Genomic DNA, 17,728 nt, shown 5'->3' with positions numbered 1-17,728 from the left:
TCTCTGGGGCCACCCCTGCTCTTTTTTAAGAGGCAGTTTAATGAGTGAATTCAGATAGATTGCTTCACCCGGCTGCAGCTTCATATCTCAATCATTTTTTCTTCCCTGTATGACTGGATTGCGGCCAGTGCCACTTCAAGAGCATGTTTTCCTTCTTCTCCCGAGGGCATCGGGCAGGTTCCATCCTTTGCACAGCAGATAAAATGGGAGAGTTCTTTTTGCAGAGGTTCGGCTTTTTCTACCCTGGCTTTCTGGATCCAGCCATCGTCGTGGAGCTCCACACTTTGGTCAAGATAGTCCAGATATGCAACACCCTTCAGACCAACAGCCGTAAGCTTCCGGATTTTGTGGGGGGTAAGCCAGTTTGTCTCCACAAGCCCTGAGTATGCATGGTTCAGGCGGAGATGAATTGTCGCATGATCTTCAAAGGAATGAATGTCTGATCCAGCTACGGCATATACCTGGTTTATCTTCATTCCGTAGATACAGGAGATTATATCTATGTCATGTACTCCAATATCCAGGATTACCCCCACATCCCTTATCCTGGGACTGTAAGGCCCGACTCTTCTGGTTGAAACAGAGACGATTTTTCCCAGAGCCCCTGAGTCAACGATTTCTTTTAATTTCAGGACCGCAGGATTAAACCTTTCTATGTGTCCTACCATCAGGTGCCTATCCATCTCTTCAGCAGATTCGATCATTGCAGCTGCATTTTCCACACTGTCTGCAATAGGCTTTTCTACAAGCACGTCTGCCCCGGCTTCAAGTGCATCAAGCACTATGGGGCAATGAAGGGTAGTAGGAGCTGCGATACTTATTGCGTCAAGCTTTTTTTTCTCAAACATTTTTTTATGGTCTGCAAAAGGCAGTGTATTATATCTTGCTGCAAGCTCTTTTACCCTTGAAGTATTGGGATCGGAAATCCCTATCAGTTTAACGTCTTCCATTTCACTATAGATCCTGACATGGTTTTCCCCCATGTAACCGGTTCCAACCACTCCTACGCGTATCAATTCTTTTACCCCCCACAATAACTTTATCAGGCGCTTTTATCTCGATTTGTCTGATCTCCTGCAAAAAAAGCAGGGTAATTTACACAGGTAGTATACTATCAGTAAACTATCAGTAAATAAGATCAATTCGTGCAAAGAAAGACCTTGAGTTCTTACTGCTTTTTCAGATCGGCTTCAATTCGGTTTTTCCATGTTCCTTTCATTGTATGGAAGCCTTCCAGAATACAGGTAAGTTAAATCTCAAACTCTTTTTTCCCCCAATTGACGGTATATGCTTTCACCATTATGCCGTCTCCCTTTAAATAAATAAATAAATATTCTTAGAATATAAGTTTTAGCCTTGGATGAATATTTTTCATCAGTATACTCTGGCTACGTGCATATATTGAACTCATCTGCCTTATTTTTTAAAGCCTATTGGTACTTTTCATATTTTGCTTGAATCCCTCTGAACTAAAGAACCCCCTAATTACTTTATGCGCTCTCAGGGCATGGATATACAGGGGCGTTTTTATACCACTTAACTCTATGTTCCCGCAGATCGCTCCTTTACCTATTCACCTGAGGGTTAAATAAGCTCCCTGTGGATGTATTATTTTCCGTAACAGCTGCTGCCTGAAGTCCAGGAGGTTTCCGATGTTTATTTCCCCCTTTTCTTCCAGCAATAGCCATATCATTTTTCTCAATGTACTATGCCTTTTATGGTGTTTTTTTCTCTTGCCTGCTCGCAGATCGGTTAAGTTCTTCCCTGCCCCGGTCCCCGAGAGTCATACTATGACATGTAACTGGATCAGGGCATACAACTAAGGTTTACTACCTGAATTTTAACTAATTTATCTATAATTTTTTCCCGGTTGCGATGCCTTCATAATAATTAACTCTGGAGTAGCACATGTACATTTTTGCATAATAGAACGGCTTTTCCATTTGCTGTAGGAGTGTAAACTATAACCCTATTCTACACACTCATATGTTTTATGGTTTATGAATGGGCTTCATGATTCTGTTTTCTTCCTAAAATCCAAAGTTCTATCTTGTGTTTTTTCTTTTTTTCTATTTTTTCATTTTTCGGACCCATTATGCCGCTAAAACGTGTTTTTTGTGATGAAATACTGTATTTTATGTTAGTAGGATCTCCCAAACTTGGGCTATATACCATAACTCTATTCAATAAAGGAAGCATCCTTGTAAGTTATATAATATTTTAACAGATTATTTTCAGTCACAGGTTAACTTTATATATATTTTTCTCCAAATATCTTTTAAATGATAGCCTTTAATATTTTTGCATTTATACATATACTGGGGGTTATAGTATAATCTATATTCATAGGGGGTGGAGAGGGTTTGTATTCAGCCCTTACACTTTGTTTTAATTCTCTAATTTCCGATCCCATCAGTATAGTTTCATCGCCATCTCAACTTTCCAATAGGCCTCTAAGGCATGAGTTTACGGTCTTGATTCCAGCTCAAAACGAGGAAGCATCCATAGGAAGCAAGGTCCTGCTCGCGGCGAGTTATGCAGATCGTGTACTTGTGCTTGACAAAGGTTCTACTGACCGAACTATGGAAGTGGCAGCTCTGGGAGGGGCAAGAGTCGTCCCCCTGGCCGGAGGAGAGGAAGCATTGCTCAAAGTCCTTTACAGGGCATCCCTTGATTCAGAGCTTGTGGTTCTTATCTATCCTGATTGCATGCAGGATATAGATCTGCTGTCTCATGTTCTCGAGCCGCTCAGGCAGGGATTTGACCTGTCGGTAGGTTCCTGGCCCTGCCGGGTTTCCTGCGAACAGGAGACAGTCATGCTTCTGAACGGGAAAAGCACCTTCAAAGAAAAAATAGGCTTTCTTGCCTTAACCTCAAGATCGCTTCAGAATATTAGCTCAGGCAAAGAGCATATGTCTTTGAAATCCCTGCTTTCTGCTGCCAAAACTGAAAAACTTAAGGTTAACTACCTGAGCTTTGACGTTGATCCTGCATTTCGGAAACTTGAGAGCACCCGTATAGGAGTTGTAGTACCTGCCTATAATGAAGAACTGCTTATCGGCGAAACCCTGAGAGGGATTCCAGAGTATGTGGATCGGATCTATGTTATCGATGACTGTAGTACTGACCGGACTGGAGAAATTGTAAAAAAGTTCGGAGATCCGAGAATCGTTTATCTGCGTCACGAAGTAAACAAAGGCGTCGGGGCAGGGATAATTAACGGGTACAAGCTTGCTCTAAAAGATGAAATGGATATTGTAGCAGTTATGGCCGGGGATAACCAGATGGACCCTACCCAGCTTCCGAGATTGATCTTTCCGATTATCGAGGGATGGGCTGACTATACAAAGGGTAACCGGCTTCTCTCCGACAATTTTATGACCGGGATGAGCAGGTGGAGGTCTTTTGGAAACCTTCTGCTGAGTTTCCTTACTAAAATAGGGAGTGGATACTGGCATATCATGGATCCGCAGAACGGGTATACAGCCATTTCCAGGCAGGCCCTTGAGGTTATCGATCTGGATTCGGTTTATCCTTACTACGGCTACTGTAATGACTTGCTTATCAAGCTTAACGCCTTTGGAATGAGGGTCATGGATGTAGTAATCCCTGCCCGTTATGGCAGAGAGAAGTCATCCATTAAGTACAGTAAGTATATCCGTAAGATTTCGCCCATGCTTTTCAGGGGCTTTCTCTGGAGGCTAAGGATCAAATATACAGTTCTGGATTTCCATCCTCTGGTTCTGTTTTACTTCCTTGGGATGCTTGCCCTACCTGCGAGTGTCCTCTTTGGTATCTGGGGACTTTTGCAGATATTGCTTCAAAACCCGCTACCGTCCTATTACCCACTGCTTGGTTTCCTCGTACTGGGTACTGGACTTCAGATGCTTCTGTTCGGAATGCTCTTTGATATGCAGGTTGAAAAGAAAAGGAATGAAAGGGTAGGACTTGCTCGTTGAGGTCCGGAAGTTTTCCTTCCGGGCTTTTTCTTTTAATTTATTTTTTCTTGCAAAAACAATAAGAGCCCGCTTGTTTAATTCGGGCTCTTTAATCTGATTCTTTTTTAATCAGGATTTTCTAGTCAGAGCTATTTTGATTCAGTCTTTTTTTTATCCAGATTCCAGTAAAAATAACAATTATTCCTATTCCCATAATTTCTGCAATGTAAGTCTGGGAAAATTCAGGTTTGAATGAGCCCTCTAGCATTTTTATTAAGTATTCAAAGCCTGTGTAATCAATAGAATCTCTCGGGAAACTCCATCCAAGCAGAGGCCATAAAAAAGTTTGAGGGCGCCCCCACATCTGGTCTTCGAGGATATGGAAAAAAGAACCCAAAGCTAGGGTACATATTCTGGTATCTCTTCTTTTTTGATACAGGTAGATACCGGCAAGAACAAGAAGGCAGCTGAACAACAGGGTATGACCTATCATACGCCCGTTTGCAAAGGTCGATGCGAATATTACTTTTCCTATTGGTTTATCTATCAGGTCAGGTAAAAGGGCTCCAATAGCAAGATACCTTAAATCTATTACGGATTTTAAGCGAGGAATAAGTCGCCGAAGGCCGATAAATGCCCCCAGTGTTATTCCCAGATGTCCGAAGAGAAGCATCGAAGGTTATAAAGGCTCTTCATTTATATCTAAATATTGCCTGTGCTTTATATACTCTAACCTTTGCTTAATCTCAGATTGTATTATTCATCTGTATACTCTATAGTAAGTTTAGGTCTCTGAGCTTTGTTTTGCCACTCTGAACTGTATAAAGCAATATAGTTATTATCTTCCACTCTGGCTTTTATAAGGAAACCAGTATTTTCATACTTCCCGCTGGTATATTCCTGCACAAGCTCTGTTACGTCCAGTTCATAATATCTGTCGTCCGGAAGGGTACTCCCCTTAATAGTTATTGTCGCATATGGGGTGCTGCCTTGAGATACACCTTTTTTATCGTACCAGTCACCCCCTGGATTCTGCCAGAGAGTTCCTGTTTCTCTTGCTTCCCAGGTAACATGTTCCTCACACCATTTTTCCGGCCTGTATACTTCCAGAATAGTATCTTCCGGTCTGGCTTCTTCAGGGTAATACCAGAACAAAGAAAGGATTGCCTTTTCAATACTATCTGTTTGATCCAGCTGGTTCAGTTCAAACAGTATGACATCCCTGTATTTTCCCCCCTCTGCTCTTTCACCCACATCCATATATTCGGTTTCCCTAAATGTCGTTTTAGGAGATTCTTCTTTCAGCCTGTTGTCTGAGACAACCGAAGGTAAGGCGATTTTTATGTTTTCGTTCTCTGATTCTCCCGAAGTGAACCCCAAAAAGATATTTTTCACAAACCGTACCATTTTTGAGATCGCCCTTTTAATATCTGATCCAAGACCTTCTTCCTGTCCCATATCGATGCCATTCTCATCTATCTCATAAGGCATTTCCTGTGGTCCTACTTTCATAGCGTCTGCACAGGGCAGGTTTTGCACTGAAGACCCATTTTTTTCCAGCTGTTCTATAAGTGCAGGGTCGGCTTGTACGTCCGATGTAGAGCTGGTATACATATAGTCTCCGCCTGCGTTATTTGATAGACAGTTTTTTTGAAGGGCGAATGAGTGGGTATTTTCCAATTTATTATAAAATGCGTAACCTTCTCCGGCTGCAGGGCTTGATTTTGTATTTATTATTATATTGTTCCGCGCAATGGTTGTATAACCTGTACCCGTGGATGTAAACTCTTCATCTACCTCTTTATGGGCAATTGCCGCCCCGTAGCATCCATCGAATAAGTTGTTTTCTATCAGGGTATCATAAAAACCGTTGAGGACGATACCTCCTGCCCAGTCAGCACCGGGATTAATACCAGTTTTGTAAAATTTATTATTGTGAATGTATATGTTTTTAGCAGAGTCTTTCGAATATGCTGACCCATACCCTGTAATCCAGATTCCTGCGGTATTTGTCTCATAAAGCAGGTTGTTGTAGATTTCGATATCATTCATTACTGTTGAAGAACCCGCCTTCTGGATTTCAATTCCAGCTCCCCCCTCCCCTTCGGAATTAATTATATTGTTATAGAATTTAACCTGATTTCCATTATATATTCTGAGTCCGCTGTTTGTTCTGCATGTTATTTTGTTGTTCCATGCTTCCACATTTGAAGAATAGATTACGTAAAGAGCGTCATGTCCTAGCTTGTATATTGTGTTATTATAATACTGAATATTGACACCTTTCACCACTTTCAGCCCATCACCATGGCTGTCGTGCATATACATGTCATAAACCTGAATATTTTTACAATTGAGGAAATGGATCAGGTTATAGTACCCTTTTCCCCTGCCTTTTTCTTTATTTCCGTCATGATTCCCGTCAATTTCAAAACCTCTTATAGTAATATTCTGGTTTCCCGAGCTATCGATCTGGGTAATCAGGGGCTTATCCAATGGCCAGTCTGCTTTATCTTCAAGTTTTATCACAGCTGTAGAATCCCCTTCCAGGATGGAATTGCTTCCAATGAAAATACTACCCGAGATAACGTATGTGTTAGGGCCTTTCAAATGAACGGTCGTAAGCTCTGGATGTTCTGCAACGTATGCGAGAGCTTTATTGATCTCTATCTGGTCATCGATTCCATCGCAGTTGAAATCTCCACTCCCGTCGGTATTTACATAAACCGTCATTTCGGAAGGAGCGGTTGAGAGGGCAATAGTTACACTTGCGACCAGAGTAATAAAAAGTAAAATCAGGATTCCTTTTTTCTTTTTTTCTCCCTGTCTATATATCCACCGAGTTTCGTTCATTTTGTACCCCCAATACAATAACTATAACTCTTTAAACTTAAAAAAAGTTATCTGTTGATATCTACAAAAAAATTTACAGGAAAGATTTGAATCTTTTTCATAGCCTGATGTCCATAGAGCTTGATTGTTAAATGAGGCATCTCCCAGCCTCTTCATAATTATTGGATATAATATCTGGAAGTCGTGAATCTTTGAGGTTAGTAGAAGAGCCTGTTCTGAATCTTGTCTTATATCTTCACCGCAGAAAATTAAAGTTCCAGAGCACTTTATTTTCGTTTTTACCTTTTCTGGTGTGACTGGTCAGGATTCAATCGTCAGGTGTGATAAAGATCTAGATTTATAAGCATTCATGTTAGGCTTACATGGACCCGGGGCAGATTTGACTCTAAAAGTTAAAAGCAAACCCCTGAAAGTTTAAGTTAAAATCTTCATCCAGGGGCTGGAAAAATTAATATTTTTTAATTAGGGACACACCTGAGAAAGCATTAAATCTGAATTTTAAAGCAGAATAGAAGGAATATCTTCAGGAGCATCCTGAACATCCTCCATTCAGGCGAAAATATCTGATGCCACCAGGCCACATATCCGGGCATTATCCCTGACTTTGATGCTTCTTCAGTGTTTCCGTATCTTCCTATATTGATCCGTTTTCCATTGTCTTCGGGCTCATTTGAGTAGTCAGAGGAGGAATAACCTGCATCAATGCACGGAGAGCTTTCAATATCCTTTATCCATGTTTTCCCATCCCATCTGCCGCCTGTCGATCTAAGATGGTAATCATTTCCTTTCTGATTTGTGAAAAGAGGGTTTACATAAATATCACTTGTTGATATTGCGTTTCTATAGTCTCCTGCAACATTATTGTAAAAGCAGTTGTTTTCCAGTACAAGGCTATGGGTTTCGGGGAGGTAATTGACAACACCAAATCCTGTCCCGCTTGACTCGCTCTTGCGACGTTCCGTATTTGTAATTATGTTATTACGAACAATGGTCGTGTATCCAGTACTTTTAGGTGAGATGTCTATGGTGCGGTCTGTAGGGTACATCAGGACGATAGCAGCATGATATGTGCCGTCAAACACGTTATTCTCAATAAGGGTATTGTTAAACCCGCTGGTTACAATACCTCCCACCCAGTCAATACTTGGGTTCGTGCCTGTGCTGTAGAATGTATTGTGATGAATACGGACATTCTGCGCTTCTTTCAGAGGGTAGCTGCCATAGCCCAACAGCCAGATGCCAGGTCCGTAAGTGTTGTGGATGGTATTGTCATATACTTCTATATCATCCATGACGGCCGCAGATTTCTGGATCTGAATACCCGGACCACCTGCGCTCCAGTGATAAAAGGAATCAATAGTATTGTCATGGAATTTTACATGATTTGAGTCCCATACTCTAAGCCCGCTGTTAGTCCTGCAAGTTATCGTATTATTCCAGGCTTCCAGATATCGAGACTGGATTCCGTAAAGACCGTCGTGACCGAGCTTATATATTTTATTGTCATAAAACTGAATATTGGAACTGTTTTCAACTTTCAATCCATCTCCATGACTGTCATGCATATACATATCATGAACCTGAATGTTTGTTGAGTTCATGAAATGGATAAGATTGTAGTATCCAGCGCCTTTCTTTTTATCTGTATTGGCGTCGTGGTTTCCGTTTATCTCAAAACCCTTTATAGTAATATCCTGGTTTCCCGAGCTATCTCTCTGCGTAATCAGGGGCTTGGCAACTGGCCAGTTTGCTTTGTCTTTAAGTTTTATCACAGCCGTGGGGTCCCCTTCCAGAACGGTATTGTTCCCGACCAGGATACTGTCTGAGATAACGTATGTGTTAGGGCCTTTCAAATGAACGGTTGTAAACTCCGGGTGTTCTGCGACGTATGCGAGGGCTTGATTGATCTCTACCTGGTCGTCAGTCCCATTACAGTTAAAGGTCCCACTCCCGTCTCCAGCCACATAAACTGTCATGCCTGATGGCGCGATCGAAAGGGCAGTTGTTACCATTACAATCAAGAACATGAAGACTGCAATGTAAAAACCCGTTTTTTTTCTGTTTCCCCATCTGTTTATAAGATCTTTTCCGTTCATTTTTTATCCCTGCACCCTGAGATATAAATCCTCCAAACTTGAATATAATTTATCGCTGGAAGGTACTGTCACTGGAGTTTTTTAAAAAACCTGATGTCCTCAGTGATCTCACGGGTTTAATCTTTACAACAGTTAAAAATAATTCTTTGCACGCTATCGGCTTTTCTTGAATCCATATGAGCTCTAACATAAAGATACTAATCATTGATTGCAGCAGTGTACAAAAAGCTTATGTGCTTAAAGTTATTCCCACTGTCGAGGGGCATGTATTGAATAGACAACGTCTTATGAATCAAAATAGCTCTATTTATATAATCCGATTTGAAAAAAATTTTATGTACAGTTTGCGGATTTAAATTTTTAACAGCAACACACGAGTACTTTTTGAAATATGTGTACTATTAAATTATTTATTTGCTCTGAGGGGAGTTAATATGTTCGATAAAACTTTATTCCTACTTCTGTATGAAATTGTCTACTCATTTTTTCTAACCTGCAGACATTCCATCAGATCTCAATGAAATTCTATGAAAAGAAGAACAAAGGAAAAACTTTCCGCAGTTTTTAGCCTGAAAAATTCTCCCTTCAATGACTAAAATAAGTTGGAAGAACTCAAAGGTTGGGTTACGGAGGTCTTTTTGTTATCTCCGCACTTCCAGCCTTTCAGAGGTCTCTTCCTGAAGTTAGAGCTGTTAAGCTACAGCTTTCTCTTCTATATTCAGCATTGGGCGCTGGTTTTCATCTTCTATTTCGCTGCTGTAGAATGCTACGTAATCCGCATTTTCTGTACGGGTTTTAATCAGGAACCCTGTGTTTTCGTACTCGCTGCTGACGTACTCTTTTACGAGATCAGTTACGTTCAGCTCATAGTACCTGTTGTCCGGTATATCGGTTCCGTTCAGGGTTATCGTAGCGTACGGTGCGTCTCCCTGAGAGACATTATTCATGTCGAACCAGTCTCCTCCGGGCTGTGTCCAGAGCACACCATTATCCCTGCTGTTCCAGGTCACATTTTCTGGATTCCAGGTCGCAGCGGGCCTGTATATCTCTATAACCGCATCTTCTGGTCTTTCCCGTCCGTCAGGATAATACCAGTAGAGGGAAAGGGTTGCATTGCTAATATTTTCAGCATCGTTGTAGTCACTCAGATCAAACAGGAGCAGATCTCTGTACTTTCCTACTCCAGGCCTGCCTCCGATGTCAATATACGCTTTTTCCTGGTAGACGGTGTCAGGAGAAGCTTCCCTGAGACGGTTGTCTATAACAATGCTTGTTGCATTTTCCTCAGGTAATGATACGGTATCAGTTCCAACTACCTGTTCAGGAGCGGGCTCTGTTACAGCAATTTCATTAGCTGTTGTTGTTACAGCAGTTTCATTAGCTGTTGTCTGATTATTGGTCGTTGCAACTTCGTTTTCTTTTGTCTCTGTTACAGCAGTTTCATTAGCTGTTGTCTGGGCATCTGTTCCAGATGTTGGATTTTCAGTTGTTGTAGTCTGGGCGCCTGAAGCATTGCCAATAGAGCCATATCCATACCCTTTTGCTACCCAATTCTCAACACTGCGATCAGATGGTCCTAATATGTTTGTGCCTGAGCCTACCTCAACGTAAGGAGACACATTCCACATAACGTTATCACGAACGCTAATCGACCCTTTTGCATTCCAATTTCCAATGCCTGCACTGCTGCTTGATCCTTTGTAATCATGCATAATGTTGTGATGGACATCCACATTTGTCAGTGTATTTTCCAGCTCAACGCAGCACCATCCGGACCCTGCACTACCTGTGAAGGTATTATGGTCCACTTCAATATTTGCACAGTTGTCTACCCTGACACCTGTGTTGGTCTGAACCTCAACGTAACAGTTATACATTCTGGAATCCTTAGTGCCGGACAAAAATGACACGCCATCGTGTCCTGAGGACTGTATTCTGCAATTATATACCTCTATTCCAGAACTTTTACCGATTCTGACACCATCACCATACAGATAGCGATTGAATAAAATGTCATGTACTTTACTGTTAGTCACAGAGGTAAATTTTATGCAGTTACGGTAGTCTCCATGACCTCCATCACCAGGTCCGGTTGCCGTACTTTGGAATTGAAGATTAGATACTTCAACGTTAGAAACACCTGATCCGTATACATACGCAGGTGATCCTGCGGAGTTACAAACTGAGCCAGTAGCAAAGATTATTGTACTGTCGCCCGCGCCTTTTAGTACTACATTAGATTTCAAAATTATAGGTGCACTTATCTTATAAGTGCCAGCACTAAGGAGAACATATCCCGGGTTACTTGATGTTGCTCCTGATGCTACAGAATTTATTGCATTATTAATTGCAGTCTGGGCATCTGATCCAGATGTTGCATTTACAGTTATTGTATTCTGTGCGCCTAACGCAGCGGGTACGGTTGTTAAAATAAGGCATGTTACTAGGAATAGGGTTCCTATCTGTCTTTTTAGCATCGTATCACCTTTGGGTTGGATTTGGAATTTGAGCAATATCAAAAAATTTGTAGGCTCATAGTATATTTTTTCCCAAAGCACATACGGCCGTTAAACTAAGATATGTTGTCAGGAATAGGGTTTCCTGCTTCATCTCTAGCATCGTATCACCTTTGGGTTGGATTGGAATTTGAGTACACTCAAAAAACTATTAAATAGTTCTATCTTTCTCCAACAGTTGACACGGTTGTTAAAATAAGACATATTGTCAGGAATAGGGTTCCTATATTCATTTTTAGCATCGTATCGCCTCTGATTGGATTTAGAATTTGAGCAAACTCAAAAATCCAGGATAATCGTATACTCTTTCCCGGATATTTCTCAAAATTCCATATTACGTATTCGTAATGTTTTTCCGAACTATCTAATTAGACCGAGTTTATCTCAAATATCTAATTATGTCGGGTCTATGCGGTAATTCAAAAATTCTAATTACGTCTTCGTAATATTTTTGAACCTTTTCAATTCGGTTCTCTGCGTTTTTGTGGGGCGGACACGGTGCAGAGGATTTTCCACTCTTCATTTTCACTAATATGAGTGGCTATTTTTTCGGAGGTTGCCGGACATGAGAAGCTCTGGTTCTGGATTTTTATTCAAAATTTGTTATAACGACAGGATATTTTTCCTTTCAGGACAATATTTCCTGTTCTTATCAACCATAGCTTTTAGCCCGGTCAACTCATCTGCGAAACTTTTGTTTACTTATGTAATGTTGAGTTGACTTTGAAGTTTATGTGGTTCTACTATAAAACCGTTCCGTTACTTCTTTAAATATTTTCATATAGTCCGCGGGACACTTTATATTCTTGTACGCACCTTAAGGCCGAAAAAAGCAGTTTTTTAGAAAAAAGGTTGCGTGAATTTTCAGGACTGGTACGTTGTTATTTCGGAGTTTGGCAGTCTGCTCTTCCTGTTTTTCTATCTATATGAAATTTTGAGATGTGCGTCGAGTTCTTTTTACAGCCTGTGGAATCTATTTATCTAAAATTTATACCGTTATTTTTTCTACTGAATTATTCGACAATTTTTGCTTTCTCAATGTGTTCTTTATACTGTACTCATTGTCACTGCGTGCAGTAAAAACCTTTTTTGAGAACCTCTTCAATAACTCTTTAAATAGAATTAGGGATGCTGAGATAAAACTAATTCTAAAAGTGCATCCATTTTTTCTCCTTATCTATTATATATTTCTAATTATGTTTTTCTAATTAAGTCTGTATCTCTTAGCAAACTGACCTTTCTACTGCTCTTCTCAACCATATTTCTAAAGATCCCAAATCAAGATTCTATTGATGCTGATGTAATCAGTTCCTGTAACTGAAAATCCCTTTTCAAAATTGTGAGGACATCTGCTAAAAGTAGTGATGCTTTTTTCTGGAATGTTCGTCAACCGCAGAATCCATCACAGAATGTGCGATTCGCACAATAATACTTTTTCTCTCTATGGCAACATAACTAATATTCAGGAGTTTGGGAGGTATTCTTTCTAGAGCCTTCCTTTTTCTCAAAGAGGCTGTGTTCTATTCAGTAATCTGGAAATTTTAACCGTGATTTCGTTTTCTCAATTGGTTTACAACTCAAAAGTCGCTTTCGGTTTTCGTGGTCCCAATAACAGTTCTGAGTTCTACACTTTCAGGCATCATCCCGAAAAACCCTTTTGAAGCCCAATACCATTAGGTTTGATCTGAAATTTTTGAGCCGTATTGTTTGACGGGATCGAAACCTGAAAAGTCTATACCGGGCAATTTATCTAATTTTCACTTTACAGAATTAGTTTAAATAAGTCTCAGCTTCATGGAATTATTCCTATTCCTGCTCTCAGACCGGGAGCAGAAAATTTTCTTCCGAATACTTTTTCCATAAAACCAGCTTTCTTGCCGCCAGCCTCTTTATATCCAGTACTTAATATAATTTTATCCTAGCTCTGCCTATGGAAAATCTCTCTAAAAAACACCTCCCGAAAAAAGACTTCAATCTATTTTATTTCTTGGAAATCCGTACTTCTTTTTTCGAGGCAAATAATTGAATTGATGAATTATCTTACTTTACTTAACACCCTAACATCTCAACAAGTGCCCAGTCTGACTATGTAAGCGCAACATGTACTATTAATTCTTATCCGCTTGGTGTAATTTCTTTAATTTGTTTTCGCTGTTACAGTATGTTTTTTTCAATTTAGTGCCTCATGGCTCCTTTCTTTCTTCTGATATCTCACAAAATCTTTTATACTCTTAAGGTGTTCGTTTAGATGGGGAGGCTTTCTAAGCCATTGGGGAATGCATAGTTGCTAATTCCCATTCTTAGTGAAACTTCCAGTCCAGTTTCACGATATATGCAAATACAGCTCTTAGTGAGGAGGGGATTTCATGAACGGTAGTCTTTCGGTTACAGTAGATCTTGAAGATTGGTATCATATTCCTTCTGTCTGCAGTTCTCCGTTTTCGGTTTACAGGAATGTAGATGAATTTTTCAAGACGTGGAACGGCAGATATGATTTCTTGAGTGAGCCCACAAAAAGGGTGCTGGATATTCTTGATGAGTTCAACATAAATGCTACTTTTTTTGTAGTTGCAGATACCATTGAACACTACCCTGGATTGGTAGAGTCAATTGTAGATAGGGGGCATGAGCTAGCCTGCCACGGGCTGAATCATGCCTGTAAAATCGACCCTGATACAAAAAAACAGTTAATGAGTGTGGAGGAGTTTGAGCAAAGGACCCTGGTTGCAAAGAAAATGCTCGAAAAAATCAGTGGCGAAAAGTTGGTAGGCTACAGGGCACCAAACGCCCTGGTAAGTGGGTGGATGGTCGATTCCCTCGAAAAACTGGGATTTAAGTATGATTCATCTGTTTCAGTAAATTCCTTTTACAACAAAACTGATTCAGCCCTTAATACAGTTTCATCCTTCCCCTATTATCCGGAGGAGAGCGAACTTGAAGCAGGCAGTGACCGGAACTTTATTGAGTTTCCATGGGCTTATTGTCAACATGGATTAAAGTTCCCTGCATCAGGCGGCCCTATGCTTCGATTCCTGGGTTCATCATTCATTCTGGACGGGCTTATGCAGAGTCTTAAAAGAGGGCACACCATTTTCTATTTTCATCCACTGGATATCTCCTGTACCAGATTTCCCTCTCTTGGGAATAAGAGGCCCTTTTACTGGTGCATAAAAGGGAAGCTTGTTGAACAGAGGGTCCGGCATATCCTGAGTAAACTGAGCGAAGTTGATGTAATGTGCTTGAGGGATTATTCCGGAGTATCATGTGTTTGAAAGGGAACTTCTTTCTGCTCAAAGCAGAACGGCCAGGCAGGGTTTGCCGTTTTTTTTCTCTCTGAATATATCTAAATCCTGAATATTTCATCATACAAAGGTACATAGCCAGAAAGTATAAAGGTGTCAGGATTCGTAAGGAAACCGAATTCCTGTCCCTTAAAATCTAATTTTCGGACTCTGGCTTTTTGGATTTGCAGTCCGCCACTTATGTCCCCCAGGCTAAGGAGGCTGTCCGACAATTCTATTTCAGAGCAAAAACATGTAAAAAAATAAGGTATAAATCCTTTAAATCGATAAAGAATAAATTCGGTTATTATTGGTAGTAATTGTAGGACAGCCTGTAAAGTCCTGGAGTTTTTACGCTTCTTCTTATAAAAGCCCGAAAGTCTTTAATTCTTGAGGATTTTTACTTATGAGAAACATCAATTCTCTTGAGGGGCAGTATATCAACCTGCGAATCGGGCACAACAATTAATTATTTGTTGAGCGATTGGGTATACGAAACATAAATAAGAGAACAAAGTAAAAGAAATCTTTATATAGAAGGAAATTTTGAGCATGGAAGTTTACCTGCCGCGAGCTGCCTGTGAAAGCAGACTCTATGGGAGTAGAGGCGCTGTTTCAGGAAAGTTCTTATATAAAGGTGCGGAAACTGGACTCTGTAACTTTCCGGAAGGACGGGGGACATATTGTCTAAACTCAACAATAAAATCTTAAATCTGATTCCAGCGGTTTCTCTGTTACTACTTGTTTATAACCTCTTTGTTCTCAGGGAAATTCAGCCTGAAGGATATGCAGTTAATATCTATGAACAGCTTCCTTTCCATTTTTACCTGATCCTGCTCTTATGTTACCTTTCTGCCTGCTTTCTGCTTCTTGCATATAGAAAGATTAGTGCAGTTTTCACACTACTACTTGTTCATATTATCGTATTGATAATCCCGTATATGCTTGGTTACGCTTCAGTAGGCAGGGGAGATGAATTTTCATACCTGATTCTGGCAGGAAATACAGGGATTTTCGGTTCCTCAGGTCTTTCTGCCTTTTCAGATCTCTCCCCTACAGGTCCTCTACTGGTCTCAGCTCTGGCTCTGACCTCAGGAATGAATGCACGGGCACTATCATATTTTTTACCGGTTTTATTTTCTATTATATTTATTGCCGGTATGTTTCTGTTCTACCGGGGCTTTATGAGCCGGGAAAAGCTGGTATCGGTAACTTTTCTCTGCTCGGTCATTCCATACTTCGGGCATTTCCAGGTATCAACGGTCCCCTACTACCTTACTTTCTGTCTTGTTCCTCTCTATCTTCTTTTGCTTTGGAATGCAATCTCCAACAAAAACAGAACAGCGGGAGTTGTTTGTTTGCTCTTTATGATACCTTTGCTCCCGTTAGCTCATCCTTTTATCTTCATGTACCTGGTATGTTTCTCTCTGCTGCTTGCTTTTGCAGGTAAAGTCATGCAGTCAGGGCTCCTTAAAAAAATCCTCAGTCTTAAAAGCCTTGCTCGAGATCCCCTTTCAAGTTCTTCCGGAAGAATAGTTCCTCTATTTATCCTTCTGTCATTTACTTCGGGCGGCTTCTTGCTCTGCGCAAAGTACGCTTCAGGGTTTTTTGATATTTTTCTCCCGGCTCTTGCCTGGCGTATCAATTCCCTTGCAGCTGCGGGTTTTGCTACAATTCCAAGCATGGACCCCGGGATTTTCGAGTTCATACACCTTTTCAACCTTTATTACGGCAAGTACTATATCCCGTTAATTTTTGTTGTAATCAATACAGTAATCGTATGGCAGAATCGCAAACGCTTTTGTCACCACTTTGTTCGCAGATACCCCCGCTTTTTATTCCTGTATATAATTGCATTCTTCCTTGAGCTTGGCTTTCTCTTAAACCCCTTCATCCCTTACCCGCCAGATAGATTTGCAAACTTAAGTTTCATCATCTTTGCCCAGATCCCGCTTCTGGGTTACTCTCTCTATATTGTTCTTCTCAGGAAGGGGTATACAACCGGCCTTGGCGCTACAATCCTGGTTCTGGGTCTTCTCTGGACTTTAGGATTTTTCAGCTGTTTCAGTTCCCCATATGCCGGAGGAATCTCGGAAGCTATCACACAAAATGAGGTGGAAGGAATGCAGTGGTTAGTAGGATCAAAAGCAGCAGACCCGTATGTTATGTCTTCTGGAGATAAAGTGGGTTATACCTTTTCAGGAAATTCTACCGACAGTCCGGGACAATATGATGCATTTCCCGAGGTTTCTATCATATCCGGGTCAGCCCCTGCAAACCGTCCCGCGGATGTAAAGTCTTTGAATAATTCCGCCACGTTTGGACCTTTCTACCTCGTAGTAACAACTTTCTCAGAGGCTCTGAACCTGGAAAAATCAGGATCTGATAATCTGGGATATTCTTCAGCAGGAAACAGTTCCGAGACTCAGGACAATAAGCCTCTGTACAAGATTTACGACTCTCTTAACATAAAAATCTACAAGCATACTCCTTGAGTCTGCTTTTTTCCCTAGTTGCGCCACCCTAGTTGCGCCACCCGAATTGCGTCTCGGGAGTACACGGTCCTTTTCGCTGCGCTCAAGAGGACTAATTTTTGGGTTTTAAAAGTGAGCTTTGTTCAAGAGGTCTAATTTATGGATTCTGTCACGTTCGATGCGGGAGAGTGGGCTTTCAGACCACAAAGAAGAGATAAGTCCAAAATAAAAGTGATAGAGGATCGATAAAAATTAGAAATCGCAGAAAGACCCTGCGATTTTTTCTTACGTGGCTGGTAAGACGGCTTTAGCTCTGTAAGGCGCAGAAGAGATACTAAATATTTCCGCCTCTGATTCTGGAATCTATAAGCCGATTAATCAGATACTACATTTTTATGGGAAGGAACGTAAAACCCCGAAGTCTTCAGCTTCGTGGGATATAAGCGTCAACTTCCTCACGTTCTGCTGTTGTTGATTCTGCAAACTTATTTCTATTTTGAAGTCTCTCATTCCATGCTGATTTCCGAAGCGAAAACCAAGCAAGGACTGAGGTATTTTGCTGTCACCACA

General features: G+C 40.8%; 8 protein-coding genes. 3 read left to right on the top strand and 5 right to left on the bottom strand.

The genetic code is table 11. The features are described from left to right. Window positions 1-80: 80 nt before the first annotated feature. Window positions 81-1,016 (bottom strand): UDP-N-acetylglucosamine 3-dehydrogenase, encoded by a 936-nt coding sequence (locus tag EO92_RS07535; RefSeq protein WP_082107971.1) that lies wholly within the window; start codon window positions 1,014-1,016, stop codon window positions 81-83. Between the two features lie 1,458 nt (window positions 1,017-2,474). Here EO92_RS07535 and EO92_RS07525 point away from each other — a divergent pair. Next, complete coding sequence (locus EO92_RS07525) at window positions 2,475-3,959, top strand: glycosyltransferase (RefSeq protein ID WP_235283244.1); 1,485 nt, start codon at window positions 2,475-2,477, stop codon at window positions 3,957-3,959. Between the two features lie 118 nt (window positions 3,960-4,077). On the opposite strand, the gene EO92_RS07520 is transcribed toward EO92_RS07525, so the two are convergent. From EO92_RS07520 to EO92_RS07505, 4 genes are all read right to left on the bottom strand, one after another. Further along, window positions 4,078-4,611 carry a metal-dependent hydrolase gene (locus EO92_RS07520; protein WP_048133594.1) on the bottom strand — a complete coding sequence of 178 codons (534 nt, stop codon included), beginning with the start codon at window positions 4,609-4,611 and terminating at the stop codon, window positions 4,078-4,080. Window positions 4,612-4,694: 83 nt separating this feature from the next. Further along, window positions 4,695-6,791 carry a disaggregatase related repeat-containing protein gene (locus tag EO92_RS07515; protein WP_048170524.1) on the bottom strand — a complete coding sequence of 699 codons (2,097 nt, stop codon included), beginning with the start codon at window positions 6,789-6,791 and terminating at the stop codon, window positions 4,695-4,697. A 485-nt stretch (window positions 6,792-7,276) separates the two neighbouring features. Next, a complete protein-coding gene (locus EO92_RS07510) occupies window positions 7,277-8,887 on the bottom strand; it encodes a right-handed parallel beta-helix repeat-containing protein (protein WP_048170520.1) in 1,611 nt (536 codons plus the stop codon). Between the two features lie 692 nt (window positions 8,888-9,579). Beyond that, window positions 9,580-11,364: a disaggregatase related repeat-containing protein gene (locus EO92_RS07505; protein ID WP_048170518.1), complete on the bottom strand. Its 1,785-nt coding sequence runs from the start codon at window positions 11,362-11,364 to the stop codon at window positions 9,580-9,582. Between the two features lie 2,405 nt (window positions 11,365-13,769). Here EO92_RS07505 and EO92_RS07500 point away from each other — a divergent pair. Together EO92_RS07500 and EO92_RS07495 are read left to right on the top strand one after the other, a co-directional pair. After that, window positions 13,770-14,675 (top strand): polysaccharide deacetylase family protein, encoded by a 906-nt coding sequence (locus tag EO92_RS07500; protein WP_048160443.1) that lies wholly within the window; start codon window positions 13,770-13,772, stop codon window positions 14,673-14,675. Window positions 14,676-15,367: 692 nt separating this feature from the next. After that, window positions 15,368-17,179, top strand: a complete 1,812-nt coding sequence (locus EO92_RS07495) for a hypothetical protein (protein WP_048170515.1) — start codon at window positions 15,368-15,370, stop codon at window positions 17,177-17,179. Window positions 17,180-17,728: the final 549 nt, after the last annotated feature.

It is taken from the genome of Methanosarcina sp. 2.H.A.1B.4 (assembly GCF_000979385.1).
Taxonomy (GTDB): domain Archaea; phylum Halobacteriota; class Methanosarcinia; order Methanosarcinales; family Methanosarcinaceae; genus Methanosarcina.
Note: the sequence above shows the minus strand (reverse complement) of the source record. Positions and strands in the feature narration are given on the sequence as shown.

What these genes read in the sequence shown, in the direction of transcription:
- EO92_RS07515 (WP_048170524.1), bottom strand. Translation starts at nt 6,791, where the DNA reads ATGAACGAAACTCGGTGGATATATAGACAGGGAGAAAAAAAGAAAAAA.
- EO92_RS07510 (WP_048170520.1), bottom strand. Translation starts at nt 8,887, where the DNA reads ATGAACGGAAAAGATCTTATAAACAGATGGGGAAACAGAAAAAAAACG.
- EO92_RS07520 (WP_048133594.1), bottom strand. Translation starts at nt 4,611, where the DNA reads ATGCTTCTCTTCGGACATCTGGGAATAACACTGGGGGCATTTATCGGC.
- EO92_RS07505 (WP_048170518.1), bottom strand. Translation starts at nt 11,364, where the DNA reads ATGCTAAAAAGACAGATAGGAACCCTATTCCTAGTAACATGCCTTATT.
- EO92_RS07500 (WP_048160443.1), top strand. Translation starts at nt 13,770, where the DNA reads ATGAACGGTAGTCTTTCGGTTACAGTAGATCTTGAAGATTGGTATCAT.